Raw genomic sequence first — 15,298 nt, 5'->3', positions numbered from 1 at the left:
GTCCGGCTGATTATTGCTTGATCAGTTCGAACTTGCCGTTCTTGACGACGTAGAGGTACATCGGCGCGGTGGTGTTTTCACCATTCTCGTCGAAGGCGACCGGGCCGAGCAGCGTCTCGACCGTCACGCCATGCAGCTGCGCGAGAACGCCGGCGCGATCGAGGCTTTCAGCCTTTTCCACCGCGGCAGCCATGACTTGCGCATTGGCGAAGCCCAGCGAGGCGTAGGGGCCGGGTGCGCGGCCGAAGCGGGCCTGATGGCGATCGGAGAAATCCTTCAGTTCCGGCGAGGAATCGTAGGGAGGAAGCTGGAAGGTCATGAGCGCGCCCTCGGCGGAGGCAGCACCCACCTGCGTGATGAAATCGACGGTGAAGCCGATATCGGGGCCGATGAACTGAGCCTTCAGGCCCTGTTCGCGCATCTGCTTGAGGAACAGCGCAAGCTGCGGCATGCCGGCGCCCATATAGACGACGTCAGGGTTTTCCAGCTTGATCGAGGCGATCAGCGCCGAGAAATCGACGTCCTCGGGGTTCGTGCCGTAGGTGCCGGAGACCTTGCCGCCGCCGGCTTCAAAATTGTCCTTGAACACGCCGGAGATACCCTGGCCGAAGACGGTCTTGTCGTGCACGAGCACGGCATTCTTCAGACCGAGCTTCTCCGTCACGTATTTTGCCGGCAATGCGCCCTGCACGAAGTCGTTGGCGACGGGGCGAACAACGGTCTTGAAGCCCATGCGCATCAGTTCCGGGTTGGTCGCGGGGACGACCTGCGGCATGCCGCATTCCGAGTAGATATCGAGGGCCGGCATGGTGACGCCGCTGTTCATGTGCCCGATGACGCCGATGACGGCGCTGTCGTCGCAGAACTGCTGGGCAACGAGCGTACCCTGACGCGGGTCGGCGCGATCATCGAGCGGGCGGAAGACCACCTTGTTGCCCTTGATGCCGCCCTTCTCGTTGAGCTGGTCGAAATAGAGCTGGGCACCATCGATCTGCGACTGGCCGAACTCGGCCTGTGCGCCGGACATCGGCGCGCTGCCCCCCAGCACGATGTCATCCGCCAGCACCGGCACGGTGCCGGAGGCGAAGAGGAGTGCGGCGGCAGAAAGAAGTATATGGGTTCTGTTCATTTTGGTTCCCCTTTTGCTCGTTGAGATTCGTTGCACGGAACTCCCGTCCGGGCAACGCATGCATGAAATTATTAGATACATTCTTCACGACAGTGACCAGGCACGCGACTACCTGAAGTTTCCCTTCACCCTCCTCATTTCGCGAGATACCCACCGTCCACCGCCAGTACGTGGCCGGTAGTCATTGCCGAGGCCGGTCCGGCCAGGAAGATCATGGCGGAGGCCACTTCATCCGGTTCCGCCAGGCGCTTCAGCGGCGTCAGGCTGCGGATCTTGTCCATCTGCGCCCCGTCGGCCATCAGATGATCGATCAGCGGCGTCCGGACCCAGGTCGGTGCCACCGCGTTGACGCGAATGTCGTAATCGGCCCATTCGACTGCCAGCGTCCGGGTGAGGTTCACCACGCCGGCCTTGGTCGATTGATACGAGACATTCGGATGGAGGCCACCACCCGAAAAGCTCATGATCGAGGCCGTGTTGATCACCACGCCGGGCCTGCCCCGAGCAATCCAGGAGCGGGCAGCCGTCCGCGAGCAGAGAAACATCCCTGTCAGATTGACGGAGACGACGCTGTTCCAGTCTTCGATCGCAAGCTCCGTCGACGGCCTGCGGATCGAGATGCCCGCATTGTTGACGAGGATGTCGAGACCACCGGCGTCCTGCTCCGCCGCAGCGAAGACCGCCAGGACGTCGGCCTCGTCGGTGACGTCGAGAGCGGAGGCAGTCGCAAAGCCACCAGCCTCCCGCACCTCCCGGCAAACGGCTTCCGCCGCCGCCCGATCCCGGTCGAGAACCACCACATGCGCTCCGAAAGCAGCGAACATCAGCGCCGCAGCGCGGCCGATGCCTCCACCGCCACCGGTGATGAAGACCCGCTTTTCATCGAGCCTGAACATCTTTTCGGGCGCTTTTGCACACGTCATGTGTACGGTTCCCTGTTAATCCCGTTTCAGCCGACGATCTTGCCGAAGCCGAGGACGAAGTTGGCGACGATCATTTCCGCACCGACGATCTCGCGGATCTGGAAATCGGAGAACGGATCGCTGGCGCTGCCGCCGATCTTGATCTCGGCCGTGCCGAGGGCGTGGCGGAGCGTTTCGGACTGACCCAGCGAGTTCTCGATGATCTGCGTTTCAACGGCCGCACTTTCCGGTGACGGAATGATGCGGGTCTGGAAACGCGGGTGCAGAGCCGGCTTCTCGAAGGCCGGGCCATCAGCCTTGAAGTCGATCTCGATCAGCGAGGTGCCGCGGCGCGAGAGCTTGGCCGTGATTGCCGTACCGCTCGCCTTCCACTCCACGTCGCCCATCTTCTTCGGATAGCCCCAGACCTCGCGGCCGACCGCCATGGAGTCGTCATTGGTGACGATCTCGTACAGCACGTGACCGCCCGGGCGCCCCTGATAGCTCATCGGCACGACGATGCCGCCTTCCGCATAGGACCCAAGCGCGCCGCCGGCCGGCACGTCCATGATGAAAAATTCGATCACATCGCCCCGAACGTCGAATTGCTCAGGCAAAGCCGCGCGGATTGCCGCTTCATCAACGCGGCAGAACACGCTGACCTTGCTGAAGGCTTTGTAATCGAACGGCGGCGCCTGATAGAGGGGGGCGCGCTGCGGAAGGGCATAGGCGTTCTGGGACATGGCAGAGAGGATCTTTCCTGTGTGTTCACTTTAGCATGAAGTTCACACTAATGAAAAAATGAAGTCAAGATTTCATTTTAGTGATTTTCACAAATTCGTCTGTGAAACGAACTTGATCGTCTGGAACGTCTCCAGCGCCTCCGGGCCGCCCTCGGAGCCGTAACCGGAATCCTTCACGCCGTTGAAGGGAACCTCCGCATAGGCAAGGCCGTAATCGTTGATCGAAAGCATGCCCGTTTCGATGTCTTCGGCGAAACGCTGCGCCTGTCTCTGGGACCGCGTGAAGGCATAGGCGGCCAAGCCGAACGGCAGACGGTTCGCCTCGGCAATCGCCGCATTCACCGCCGCGAAACGGTTGACGACTGCGACAGGCCCGAACGGCTCCTCGTTCATGATCGCGGCGTTCAGCGGCACATCGGCCAGCACCGTCGGCTCGAAGAAGAAGCCGGCATTGCCGATGCGGTTGCCGCCGATCAGCAGGCGGCCACCCTTGGCGATAGCATCGCCGATCAGCCGGTCCATCGCGTCGAGGCGGCGGGCATTTGCCATCGGCCCCATGTCGATACCGTCGGAGAGGCCATCTCCTACCCTCACGGCCTTCGCCGCAATGACGAAGTCTTCGAGGACATTGTCGAAGACAGGCTCTTCCACCAGCACACGTGTCGGCGCGATGCAGACCTGACCGGCATTGTGGAATTTGTGGCCGGCCAGCATCGAAACGGCGGACGAGAGGTCCGCGTCGGCGCAGACGATGTATGGCGCATGGCCGCCGAGCTCCATCGTCACGCGCTTCATGTGGGCGCCGGCGAGCGCGGTCAGATGTTTGCCGACCGGCGTCGACCCGGTGAAGGACACTTTGCGGATCACCGGATGCGGAATGAGATATTCGGAAATTTCCGAGGGTGTGCCGTAGAGCAGGCTGATCGCCCCATCAGGGAAACCGGCATCGGCAAAGGCGCGCACCATGGCCGCGCAGGAAGCCGGCGCCTCTTCGGCGGCCTTCAGGATGACGGTGCAGCCGGCGGCAAGCGCCGCGCAAATCTTGCGGATCGCCTGGGCGACCGGATAGTTCCACGGCGTGAACGCGGCGACCACACCGATCGGCTCCTTCATGACCATCTGCTGCACGCCGGGCTTGCGCGCCGGGATGATGCGGCCGTAGGAGCGGATGGCCTCCTCCGCGAACCAGCGGATGACGTCATCGGCATTGCGCAGTTCCGAGCGGGCTTCGGCAAGCGGCTTGCCCTGCTCCATGGTCAGGATGGGCGCGATATCCTCGATACGGGCGCGCAGATTATCGGCGGCTGCATGCAGCAGTTTTGCACGCTCGCGCGCCGTCGTCTTGCGCCACTGGTCGAAGGCTTCGGCAGCAGCGGCAAGCGCGCGATCCATGTCTGCGGCCGTTGCTTTCGCGACGCGACCGATTTCGCCGCCAGTCGCCGGATTGAGGACGGGCAGCGTTTCGCCGCCCGAGCCGTTCGTCCATTCGCCGGCAATGAAGAGTTGGGTATCGGGATACATAGTCAGTCTCGTTCGATTTCGTCGGTCAGCGGTCGAAGCACACGAGCGTGCGGGCAAGAACGCCCTGCTCCAGCCAGCGGAAGGCTTCATTGATCTGTTCCAGCGGCACGCGCGCGCCGACCTGGCGGTCGAGGTCGAAACGGCCGGCGCGGTAGAGGCCGAGGATGCGTTCGAAATCACGCTCCGGAACCCCGCCGCCATAGTTGCTGCCGATGATGCGCTTCTGGGTATTGGGCAAGGTCGAAGCCGGCAGGGAGACCATCTCGCCCTTGGCGGCGATGCCCACGGAAATCACCGAACCGCCGAGCCGGACGCTGTCATAGGCAAGTGCGATGGCCGCAGGCCGTCCGGTGCAGTCGATGATGCTGTCAGGCCCGCGGCCGCGGCTGAGCGCCTTCAGTTCCGCGGTGACATCCTGTGTCGCAGAATTCAGGAAGTGCGTCGCACCGAAGGACCGGGCGACCGCTTCCTTTTCCGGATTGATATCGATGGCGACGACCGCTTCCGCGCCGGCGACGGATGCCGCATGGATGGCGTTGATACCGACGCCGCCGACGCCGATGACGCCGACGATCTCGCCGGGCTCGACGTGGGCGTCGTTCACCACGGCACCGAAGCCCGTCGTCACCGCGCAGCCGACGAGAGCCGCGACCTCGAAGGGAATGTCTTGCTCGATCTTGGAGCAGCCCGCTTCCGGCACGACCGCAAGCTCTGCAAAGCTCGAAACGCAGGTGAAATGATTGACCGGCTTCTGCGCACTGCCGAGCCGAAGGGCACCGTTCCACAGCGTGTTGCCGCCCGCAGCGTCACCATAGGTGTCGCACATGGTCGGCAGGCGCTTGTGGCAATAGAAGCATTCGCCGCAATTGGGTGCCCAGGAGAGGATGACGTGGTCGCCCTTCTTCACCTTCGACACCGCCGAACCGGTGCGCTCGACAATGCCGGCCGCTTCGTGGCCGAGGATGACGGGCAACTTGGGGCGAGACTTGCCCTTTGCGGCGCTGAGATCGCTGTGGCAGACACCGGTCGCGATGATGCGCACCAGCACCTCGCGATCGCCTGGATCAGCGATCGGCACATCCTCGATGACGAGGTCTTCATTGAACGTGTAGAGAACGGCGGCCTTCATTCTAACTGTCTCCCCCTCAGGGTATGCGGTTGTGTACGTATCGGGTCCAGACCTTATCGGCCGGCGTGCTGCTGCCTGTCCCAGCTGCCTTCGACGGATGCAGGCAGGCGGTGCTTCATGATGCGCTGGCTCGGCGTGCGTTCGAAATCCTCGACCACAGCGAGGTAGCGCGGGTTCTGGAACGGCGCCAGACGATGGGCGAGCCAGTCGGAAAAGGCCGGATAGTCGATCGCTGCCCCTTCCTTCGGCTTGATGAACAGCTTGATCTCCTGTTCGCCGACCTCGGCCTTGACGCCGATCAGCGCACAATCCTCAACCATCGGATGACCGCCGGCGACATGCTCCACCTCGAAGGCCGAGACGTTCTCGCCCTTCACACGCACGCTGTCCGTCAGGCGGCCGAGGAAATAGAGGTTGCCGTCCGCATCGATCATGCCGAGGTCGCCGGTGTGGAAACCATCCGGCCGCAGCGCCTTGGCGGTCGCCTCTTCGTTGCGGAAATAGCCGGCGAAGACCGCGCCCGCCTGACGCGGGTGGACGACGATCTCGCCATGCACGCCCGCCGCCACGGGCGCACCCTGTTCGTCGAGAATCTCGACGGAAAGCCACGGCACGGGCGTGCCGACCGAACCGACTATGCCGGCCGCGTTGAACGTGGTGATGCTGGAGGATTCCGTCATGCCGTAGCATTCGCGCAGCGGTGTGCCGAAACGCTCCTCGAAGGCGCGCCAGATGTCGCGCGGGCAGCCACCGCCCCAGGCGACGCGGACCTTGTGGTCACGGTCGCGCGCGCTTTCGGGTTGTTTGAGAAGGATCTGCAAGACACCGCCGAGATAGTGGATCTGCGTCGCGCCGCAGTCGCGCACCTGATCCCAGAAGCGGCTGGCGCTGAAGCGCTGCACCATGGACAGCGTGACGTCACGCAGCAGCGGGATCGGGATGAGCTGCGCGCCGCCGATGTGATAAAGCGGTTCCCAGACGAAGAAGACATCGCCATCGCGCGCATCCGAGCAGAGCATTGCGCCTTCGGCCGCGTAGCGCAGCATGCGATGGGTGACGCGGACGCCTTTCGGACGACCGGTCGTGCCGGAGGTGTAGTTCAGCGCGAAGAGATCATCGGCAGCCGGCAGCGGCTCGGCGAAGACGTGATCGCCGCTGGCAAGCCGGTCGAGCGACTCGGTGTCGCCTGCCTCTGCAACAAGCCGGAACGCCGAGGTATCGGCGCCACATTCCAAGATGTTCGGGAAAAGATCGCGATCGGCGAAGACGACGCGCGGATCGCAATGTTCCAGGATGTATTTCAACCCGTCGCCGCGCAGCTGCACATTCACCGGCACCCACACGGCGCCGCACTTGGCGATGGCAAACAGCACGGCGAGGCTGTCGGGGCTGTTGCGCAGCATCAGCGCGACGCGATCACCCTTCTCAACGCCAAGGCGACGAAGTGCGACCGCAACATTGTCCGACTTGCGGTGCAGATCGGCAAAGGTGATCGGTTCGCCGTCGAACGTCGCATAGATGGCATCGGGCGAGGCGGCGGCCCGAGCCGGCAGGCGAAAAATGAAACCTTGGTCTTCCACGCTATAGTCCTGAAAAGTCATTGATCTTGAAACGCGACGGCAGGTGCGGCTCAGCCGGACTTCGCCTTGGATTTGGCGGCGAGAAACTGTTCCATCATGCGGTTGGGCTCACCATCGCCATAGGCGATGCGCTGGTTGCGAACGCCGGCCGCAAGCGCGTCGCGAAAACGGGCCTCGGTGACCTCGCGGAAGCGTTGCTTGTTGAGCTTCATGGCAAGCCGCGGCTTTGCGGCAAGCTGTTCGCCGAGCGCCAATGAGGCTTCCAGCACCTCCTCGCGCGGGACGATCCGGTTGATGAGGCCGATGGCGACACATTCCGCCGCGTCCATCATGCGGCCGCTGAGGGTCAGGTCGGTGGTGCGCGCAAGCCCGATCATCTCCATCATGATCCATGGGCCGGTCGTGCTGGCGATACCGGAATTGATCTCCGGCTGCCCCATCTTCACGCCATCGTGGCCGATGCGGAAATCGCCGAGCAAGGTCACCTGGAAGGCCGAGCCGGCGGCCAGGCCGTTCAGCGCCATGATCAACGGCTTGGATAGGCTGCGGATCCGATCGTAGAGCCGCTCCCATTCGCCGATCCAGAGTTCCGCACGGTCGGGGTCGAAGGTCTTGGTCTCGTTGAGATCCTGCCCGGCACCGAAGGCGCGCTCGCCTGCCCCGGTCATGATGATCGCACCGACGGCGGCGTCTTCCTCGGCGGACTCGAGCGCAGCCATGAGGTCAAGCCGCATCTGGGAATGCCAGGCATTGAGGACCTCGGGGCGGTTCAGCGTGATCGCGCGGCAGGAGCCGCGCTGCTCAGTCAAAACAAAATTTGTCATGCGATCCATCGTATCGTATTGTGATACTTAGTATCGTAATTCGATACATGAAATTGTCAATGGGATTTTTCACGACATAAAAAATCCCTCGCCGGCAAGCCGGCGAAGGCTCAAGATTTGCCTTTTAAAGACGTCAGAAGGTGGATGAGGCCTGCGAGATCGAGCGCGCGGCCGCGACGACGAGAGGCGCGAATGTTTCTTCCGCCTTTTCGGGCGTGTAGCGCGCGTTGGACACACCGATATTGACCGCCGCGACGGGACGTCCGGCCTGATCGGTCACCGCGGCAGCAACCGAGAGATCGCCTGGAAAGAATTCGCCCCAGGTCGTCGCATAACCGGCACTGCGTGCGGCATCGAGCCGTTCGACCAGTCCGTCGACCGTGTACACCGTCTGCGGCGTAAACGCCTGCAAGGGCGACCGCTCGATGAGCGAGAGCGCCTCCGCCGCGGGCAATCGGGAAAGGATCGCCCGGCCCGGCGCCGTGCAGAAGGCAGGCATGCGCGTGCCGACGACGACATCGGTGTTGAGCATATGCCGGCTCATGAAACGGGCGGCAAAGACGATCTCCGTTCCGTCGGGCAACGTCAGGTTCACCGCCTCCTCCGTCTCGCGGCTGAGATGGAGGAGATAGGGCATCGCCTGGTTAACCAGCGGGTTGGCGGTGATGAAATGGCGCGCCATTTCGAGGCTGCGCAAGCTGAGCTCGAAACGCTTTGTCACCGGGTCTTTTTGCAAATAGCCCAGCTTGTTCAGCGTATGGGTGAAGCGTTGCGCAGCGCTCTTGTCGAGGCCGACATTCGCGCCGATCTGCGCAAGGCTGAGGCTCCTGTTGGTGCCGTCGAAGGCCTCCAGCACCCGAAACGCCTTTTCCACGGATCGCACCATCAGCGGATCGGCATCGTCGGCACTTTTCGGGTCATCAGAGGACAAGCTCGTCACCATGGCAATCGCTTCGCCGCGCCACGAAGGCGCCATTGCAGAACTCGTCTCGTGTAGCCCGGCCTCCCGATATCGGCAAGCCCGCCGGATACCACCGTGCCGCCGTTGAGATCAGGCGATCGAGGTCTGCGGAACGGGATACGGCGGCAGGATCGAGCGGGTGTCTACGATCCCAAAAGCGTTTACGCGGCTCCTCAGCGCTATTCGCTGCGGCTGAAATCACTTGACGAACATGGAATCATGGATAAGAAATTTCACTTGAATGAATTTATATGGATATTTTTTCATATGTTTTCCGCACCCTCTAAAGGCCCAAGGCAGCTATGACCCGAATTCCGCTTCACAATGCCAACAACATGCCCCTCCAGGCGCCGCTGATCCCGGATCCCTTCGTACCCTATGAATGTCCGGGCAACCGCAGTCTCAACGCCATCTGCCAGGGTGATCCGGCAATCCTCGGCCACTATCTGGAGAACACGCCGTTCACGCTCGCCGGCGACCGGTTCCTGGTCTATGTCTCGGACTTCACCAACTGCCGCAAGGCGCCCTTCATGGATGCCGGCATCGTCATCCCCGTGCGTTTCGGCGATCGCGAAGGCGGCTATTTCCTGTTCGAATACGAGGACAATGACGCGGCCATCGCGGCCGGCCGCGATCTCTGGGGCTACCCGAAAAAATTCGGCACGATCGAACTGACCGAGCGCGCGGGCGGCGCTATGGCAAGTGTCGTCCGCCATGGCGTACCGCTGATCACCATCGACTGCACCTTCGACGGTACGCAGGCCGAACCGCTGAAGACAACCCCGCATCTCAACATCCACATTCAGCCGGCGCCGGACGGAAAGATCCTCAACAAGCGGGTGATCGCCCGCGATACCTCGTCGGATTTTCAGATGACCTCCTGCCGCTGGGGCTCGGCCGCAGTCTCGCTCGGCGCACTCGCCACCGACCCGCTCTCTCCGCTCGGCCCGGTGCAGGTGCTGGCCGCCAACTATGTGATCGGCGATTTCTTCGCCACCGAACAGAACGGCTGGGGCAAAACGATCGCCGATCTGGTCACGAACGGCATCCCGGTAGAAGGCGCCTGATATGGCCGAGGTCGCAACCAACGACGAACTGCTTCTGGTCGGATGCGGCAATATGGGGCGAGCTTTGCTGCAAGGCTGGCTGACGGCCGGCTTCATGCATCCGAACGACGTGCATGTGGTCGAGCCCGCGGAGGCATTGCGCGCGCAAGCCGGCGCGCTCGGTGTCGGGACCTATGCATCGGCCGAGGCGTTGCATGCCGGGTTCAGGCCGGCGACTGTGGTACTCGCGGTAAAGCCGCAGATCATGGCGGCGGTGCTGCCGGCCTACCGGCCCCATGTGACGGAAAGCGTCGTCGTCAGCATCGCGGCCGGCGTTCCCGTTTCGGCGCTGGAAACGAGCCTTGGCGAGGTGGCCGCGGTGCGCGCGATGCCGAATACACCGGCCGCGATCGGCAAGGGTTCGACGGTCATTTTCGCCAATGCGCGCGTCAGCCCGCAGCACGCCGAACGGGTGACGAGGCTCCTCTCTGCCGGCGGGGCGGTGCATCGCGTCGAACACGAGGCGCAGGTCGACGCGGCTACGGCCCTGTCCGGCTCGGGTCCCGCCTATGTGTTCCACTTCATCGAGGCACTCTCTGCAGCAGGCACGCAACTCGGCCTGCCGCCGCAAACGGCTCTCGCACTTGCAAAGGAAACCGTGTTTGGTGCCGGCGCCCTGGCGATGGCGGCCGATACACCCCCTGCGGAGCTACGCCGCCAGGTCACCAGCCCCGGCGGCACCACCGAGGCAGCGCTCAGCGTGCTGACGGAAAACGATGCGTTGAAAACGCTCCTTGGAACCGCGGCAATCGCAGCGCATCGTCGCGCTGTCGAGCTTGCTCGCACGGCATGAATTGGCCAACACACTCGCCTAAGACGACCCATCTTCATGGGGACCCACATGGGCCGCTCATCGGAAATGGAGGACCCGGCTTGTATCGAACCGGTGCTTCCAATAGCGTTGGCGAGCGGTTGCGACATCGTCGCGGCATCGGTTATTGCGGGTTGCGATATTTGCTTCCGGCCCGACTTCATCACGAGGAGTATCCTTTTGCGCTATATTCGCCCAAGTTCATTGGAGGATGCCGTCGGCCTGCTGGCGAATGCCGCAGGCAAGGCCGCGATCCTGGCCGGCGGAAGCGATTTGCTGGTGAGAATGAAAGGCGGGTTCATCGAGCCCGACCTCATCATCGACATCAAAGCGATAGAGGCCTTGGGACGCATCATCGAGAGCGACGAAGGCTTCGTCATCGGCGCGGCGGTGCCTTGTGCGGTCCTGGGCGAGAATGCAGCCCTCCGGAACGCCTGGCCGGGCGTGGTTGAGGGCGCCAGACTGATTGGTTCCAAGCAGGTGCAGGGGCGTTGCACGATCGTCGGAAATCTTTGCAACGCATCCCCCGCCGCTGACAGCGTGCCGGCGCTGGTGGCGGCCGGCGCAAAGGCTCTCATCAGAGGACCGGCCGGTTCTCGCACGATTGCCGTCGAAATGGTGCCGGTCGCGCCCGGCAAAACATCGCTGGCACCCGGCGAGATCATCGAAGCGATTCTGCTCGACAGGCGCCAGCCCCGTTCGGGCGACGCCTACCAACGGTTCACGCCACGCACCGAAATGGACATCGCCGTCGTCAGTGCCGCGGTCAATCTCACCCTCAATGATCAGGGCGTCGTCGAGAAGGCGCGCGTCGCGCTCGGCGCCGCGGCACCCACGGTGCTGCTGGTCGAAGAGGCGGCCGATATCCTGGTTGGCTCCCGCGTCGACGACGGCACGCTGGACCGCCTCGCCGAAGCCTGTTCCGGTGCCTGTCGCCCCATCGACGACAAGCGAGGCACCGTGGAATTCCGAAAGAAAGTCGCGGGCGTGCTGGCCAAGCGGGTCGCGCTGACCGCCTATCAACGTGCAGGACAAAAGTGATGGCAGGTATTGCAGTTTCGACGACGATCAATGGCGATCATGCCGAGTTTCTCTGTCATCCCGACGAGACACTGCTGGAAGTGCTGCGCGAACGCCTGGGGCTCATGGGCGTGAAGGAAGGCTGCGGCACGGGCGACTGCGGCGCCTGCAGCATCATTCTCGATGATCGCCTGGTCTGCTCCTGCCTGGTGCTCGGGGCCGAGGCGGAAGGCCGCCATATTTCCACCGTCGAGGGCATGGCGCAGGGTGACAAGCTCCACCCGCTGCAGCAGAAATTCCTCGAGCACGCCGCCTTGCAATGCGGCATCTGTACGCCCGGCTTTCTCATCGCCGCCAAAGATCTTCTGGCCAAAAACCCGGACCCGACCGAGGAGGAAATCCGCTTCGGCCTCGCCGGAAATCTCTGTCGTTGCACCGGCTACGACAAAATCGTGCGCGCCGTTCAGGACGCCGCCAGCGTTATGAGAGGAGCATGACCATGACTTTCGATCCCAGCCACGCGGCACGCAGCTTCTCTTCCGTCGGCACGCGCCCCATCCGGCCTGACGGCGTCGACAAGGTAACGGGGCGCGCACGCTACGGTGCCGATTTCAACATGCCCGGCCAGTTGATCGGACGTATCCTGCGCAGCCCGCACGCCCATGCCGTCATTCGCAAGATCGACACGTCGAAGGCCGAGCAGCTTCCCGGCGTCAAGGCCGTGGTGACGGCGGCGGACCTGCCCGACCTCACCAACGGCGACACGTCGATGTATGACATTCTCGACAACTGCATGGCGCGCAGGAAGGCGCTCTACGACGGGCATGCCGTCGCTGCCGTCGCGGCGATCGATGCACACACCGCCAGGCAGGCGCTCAAGCTCATCGAAGTTGAGTACGAACTCCTACCGCACGTCACCGACGTCGATCAGGCCTTCGCTGCCGATGCTCCACTCATCAACGACACGATCTTCACGACGGGCGTCGATCCGAAGCCGGATCGCGCTTCGAACGTCTCGATGCGCAGTCAGTTCGGGCATGGCGACGTCGACGCCGGCATGGCGAAGGCGGATTTCGTGGTCGAGCGGACGTTCAGGACCGAACAGACCCATCAGGGCTATATCGAGCCTCATGCCTGCGTGGCCAATGTCAGTTCGGACGGCACGGCGGATTTGTGGGTCTGCACGCAGGGCCACTTCGTCTATCGCCAGCATTGCGCGCAGCTGCTCGGCCTGGAAGCCTCCAAGCTGCGTGTGACGTCGTCGGAAATCGGCGGCGGCTTCGGCGGCAAGACCCATGTCTGGGCCGAGCCGGTCGCGCTCGCGCTGTCGCGCAAGGCCGGCAGGCCGGTCAAGCTGGTCATGACGCGTGACGAGGTGTTTCGCGCAACCGGCCCGACCAGCGCCACGTCGATCGACGTTAAGATCGGCGCAATGAAGGACGGAACGATCATCGCCGCCGATGCGACGCTTCGCTATTCCTGCGGCCCCTATGCCGGATCCTGGGCCGAGGTCGGCGCCATGACCGCATTCGCCTGCTACAAGCTCGAGAATGTCAGGACCGTCGGCTACGAAGTGCTGGTAAACCGTCCGAAGACTGCGGCTTACCGTGCGCCGTCCGCGCCGATGGCGGCGTTTGCCGTGGAAAGCGCCATCGACGAACTTGCCAAGAAGATTGGCATGGATGCCGTGGACTTCCGTATCAAGAACGCCGCACAGGAGGGGACCAAGGCATCCTACGGCCCGGTCTATGGTCCGATCGGGATCGGCCCGACATTGGAGGCCGTGAAAAACCATCCGCACATGAAGGCGCCGCTCGGCAAGAACCAGGGGCGCGGCATGGCATGCGGCTTCTGGTTCAACTTCGGCGGCCAGACATGCACCGATCTGAATATCGGAATGGACGGCACGGTCTCGCTGGCTGTCGGCACGGTGGATGTGGGCGGTTCGCGCGCATCGCTCTCGCTGGTGGCCGCAGAGGAACTCGGGATCGACTACGCGCAGGTCAGAGCCGTGATCGCCGATACATCAAGCCTCGGCTATAACGACATGACCGACGGCAGCCGTGGCACCTTCTCGTCCTCGATGGCCACCATCTCCGCCGCCCGCAACGCGATCGAAATCCTCCGCGCACGCGCGGCGCAGATGTGGGACATCCCGGTCGAGGACGTGACGTGGGAAAAAGGCCATGCCGTCGCCAAAGGCGAGACGCACGGAAACCTTCCAAAACTGTCCTTGAAGGAGATTGCCGCCGCATCCGGCACTACGGGCGGGCCGATTGCCGGTCATAGCGAGATCGTGGCCGACGGCGCCGGCGTGTCCTTCGCGACCCATATCTGCGATATCGAGGTCGATCCCGAAACCGGGGCCACCAAGGTCTTACGCTACACCGTGGTGCAGGACGCCGGCAAAGCCGTGCATCCGACCTATGTCGAGGGGCAGTACCAAGGGGGTGCCGCACAAGGCATCGGCTGGGCGCTCAACGAGGAATACATCTACGGCAAGGATGGCCGTTTGCAGAATGCAGGCTTTCTCGACTACCGCATCCCCGTCTGTTCGGATCTGCCCATGATCGACACGCAAATCCTGGAAATCCCCAACCCCAACCATCCCTATGGGGTGCGCGGCGTCGGGGAAACCTCCATCGTCCCCCCGCTTGCGGCGGTGGCCAATGCGGTTTCCAATGCGGTGGGCGTGCGGATGCAGCATATCCCTATGTCGCCGCCGCGGATCCTAGCGGCGCTCGAAGCCTAAGGAGGCCCGATGGTCGAGGTGACGCTCTGGGGTGCGCTCGCCGCGGCGGCCGAGGGCAACAGCAAGGTCGAGGTCGAGGCAAAAAACATCAGGGAACTGTTCAAGAAGTTAAGCGAACGGTTCCCTGGTCTTACGCCGTTAATGGACCGCGGGATTGCGGTTGCGATAGATGGGACGATCTATCGCGACACATGGTCGAAGGAACTACCGGCCGGAGCGGAAATCTATCTTCTGCCAAGGCTCGCGGGCGGATAGTGAAGCGATTGCGTCGTCGGGGTCAGGTGTACACATCGTGCGTTCGCACCTCTGCCACAATGGCTATGGAGGTGAAGCGTGAGATGGTGGGCACATTGATTGGCCTTCCGTATCACGCTCTCTCTGCGGAGAGGTCGCTCATCAAGCGTCGGTATTCTGCTTCGGGCCGGCCATAACAATCTTGTGCGAAATCCTCCAGAGCCAAGCGGTCGCGAATGACGACGCTGCCTCGCAGCGAGCGGATGAGACCCTCGCCTTCCAGGACATGAAGCGCAGTCGTCACGCTGGGGCGCCTGACGCCGAGGAGAACCGAGAGGAGTTCGTGCGTGACCGCCATCTCGTCGCTGCGCGAGCGGTCGTGGCACATGAGGAGCCAGCGGGCGAGACGCTCGTTGACATCGTGTACGGCATTGGACACGGCCGTATGTGCCAGTTGAACCGTAAACCCCTCCATCGAGCGGTTCATCACCTGCGCGAAAGGTTTGCTCTGATCCATCCAGCGGCGGAAATCGTCGAAGTCCATACTGTAACCCTCAGCGTCGAGCTGGACCGTGACATCGTAGGA

15 protein-coding genes are annotated in these 15,298 nt (G+C 63.0%); 6 read left to right on the top strand and 9 right to left on the bottom strand.

All coding sequences use genetic code 11. From position 1 onward, the window contains the following. Positions 1 to 10: 10 nt before the first annotated feature. The 8 genes from ACOZKU_RS03755 to ACOZKU_RS03720 all read right to left on the bottom strand — a co-directional run bounded on the left by ACOZKU_RS03755 (position 11) and on the right by ACOZKU_RS03720 (position 8,804). Positions 11 to 1,129 (bottom strand): branched-chain amino acid ABC transporter substrate-binding protein, encoded by a 1,119-nt coding sequence (locus tag ACOZKU_RS03755; RefSeq protein ID WP_421577724.1) that lies wholly within the window; start codon positions 1,127 to 1,129, stop codon positions 11 to 13. Positions 1,130 to 1,263: 134 nt separating this feature from the next. After that, positions 1,264 to 2,052: an SDR family NAD(P)-dependent oxidoreductase gene (locus ACOZKU_RS03750; RefSeq protein WP_421577723.1), complete on the bottom strand. Its 789-nt coding sequence runs from the start codon at positions 2,050 to 2,052 to the stop codon at positions 1,264 to 1,266. 26 nt (positions 2,053 to 2,078) lie between these two features. Continuing rightward, positions 2,079 to 2,774, bottom strand: coding sequence for an acetoacetate decarboxylase family protein (locus ACOZKU_RS03745; RefSeq protein WP_421577722.1), 696 nt, complete (start codon positions 2,772 to 2,774; stop codon positions 2,079 to 2,081). An 87-nt stretch (positions 2,775 to 2,861) separates the two neighbouring features. After that, complete coding sequence (locus ACOZKU_RS03740; RefSeq protein ID WP_421577721.1) at positions 2,862 to 4,295, bottom strand: NAD-dependent succinate-semialdehyde dehydrogenase; 1,434 nt, start codon at positions 4,293 to 4,295, stop codon at positions 2,862 to 2,864. A 25-nt stretch (positions 4,296 to 4,320) separates the two neighbouring features. Then, the gene (locus ACOZKU_RS03735; RefSeq protein WP_421577720.1) at positions 4,321 to 5,424 is read right to left on the bottom strand and encodes a zinc-binding dehydrogenase; all 1,104 of its coding nucleotides are present in this window, start codon (positions 5,422 to 5,424) and stop codon (positions 4,321 to 4,323) included. A 53-nt stretch (positions 5,425 to 5,477) separates the two neighbouring features. Continuing rightward, on the bottom strand, positions 5,478 to 7,004 hold the full coding sequence (locus ACOZKU_RS03730; RefSeq protein WP_421577719.1) for an AMP-binding protein: 1,527 nt from the start codon (positions 7,002 to 7,004) through the stop codon (positions 5,478 to 5,480). Positions 7,005 to 7,054: 50 nt separating this feature from the next. Continuing rightward, entirely contained in the window at positions 7,055 to 7,828 is a 774-nt protein-coding gene (locus ACOZKU_RS03725) for an enoyl-CoA hydratase/isomerase family protein (RefSeq protein WP_421577718.1), read from the bottom strand. 133 nt (positions 7,829 to 7,961) lie between these two features. Next, entirely contained in the window at positions 7,962 to 8,804 is an 843-nt protein-coding gene (locus ACOZKU_RS03720; RefSeq protein WP_421577717.1) for an IclR family transcriptional regulator, read from the bottom strand. Positions 8,805 to 9,091: 287 nt separating this feature from the next. On the opposite strand from ACOZKU_RS03720, the gene ACOZKU_RS03715 reads away from it, so the two are divergent. The 6 genes from ACOZKU_RS03715 (at position 9,092) to ACOZKU_RS03690 (ending at position 14,733) form a co-directional block, all read left to right on the top strand. Further along, on the top strand, positions 9,092 to 9,856 hold the full coding sequence (locus tag ACOZKU_RS03715; RefSeq protein ID WP_421577716.1) for an acetoacetate decarboxylase family protein: 765 nt from the start codon (positions 9,092 to 9,094) through the stop codon (positions 9,854 to 9,856). A gap of 1 nt (position 9,857) precedes the next feature. Then, entirely contained in the window at positions 9,858 to 10,688 is an 831-nt protein-coding gene (proC, locus tag ACOZKU_RS03710) for a pyrroline-5-carboxylate reductase (protein WP_421577715.1), read from the top strand. Between the two features lie 198 nt (positions 10,689 to 10,886). Continuing rightward, a complete protein-coding gene (locus tag ACOZKU_RS03705; protein ID WP_421577795.1) occupies positions 10,887 to 11,747 on the top strand; it encodes an FAD binding domain-containing protein in 861 nt (286 codons plus the stop codon). Beyond that, entirely contained in the window at positions 11,747 to 12,223 is a 477-nt protein-coding gene (locus ACOZKU_RS03700; RefSeq protein WP_421577714.1) for a (2Fe-2S)-binding protein, read from the top strand. Before ACOZKU_RS03705 ends, ACOZKU_RS03700 begins: the two co-directional genes overlap by 1 nt. A 2-nt stretch (positions 12,224 to 12,225) precedes the next feature. Further along, the gene (locus tag ACOZKU_RS03695) at positions 12,226 to 14,478 is read left to right on the top strand and encodes a xanthine dehydrogenase family protein molybdopterin-binding subunit (RefSeq protein WP_421577713.1); all 2,253 of its coding nucleotides are present in this window, start codon (positions 12,226 to 12,228) and stop codon (positions 14,476 to 14,478) included. Positions 14,479 to 14,487: 9 nt separating this feature from the next. Continuing rightward, positions 14,488 to 14,733 (top strand): MoaD/ThiS family protein, encoded by a 246-nt coding sequence (locus ACOZKU_RS03690; protein WP_244762268.1) that lies wholly within the window; start codon positions 14,488 to 14,490, stop codon positions 14,731 to 14,733. 112 nt (positions 14,734 to 14,845) lie between these two features. Here ACOZKU_RS03690 and ACOZKU_RS03685 read toward each other — a convergent pair. Continuing rightward, positions 14,846 to 15,298 (bottom strand): Crp/Fnr family transcriptional regulator (locus tag ACOZKU_RS03685; RefSeq protein ID WP_421577712.1); only part of this gene is annotated, 453 nt, incomplete at its 5' end.

Origin of the sequence: Shinella sp. M31, from assembly GCF_049199205.1 — a bacterium.
Lineage (GTDB): Bacteria > Pseudomonadota > Alphaproteobacteria > Rhizobiales > Rhizobiaceae > Shinella.
This window is presented reverse-complemented; position numbering and strand designations above follow the sequence as displayed.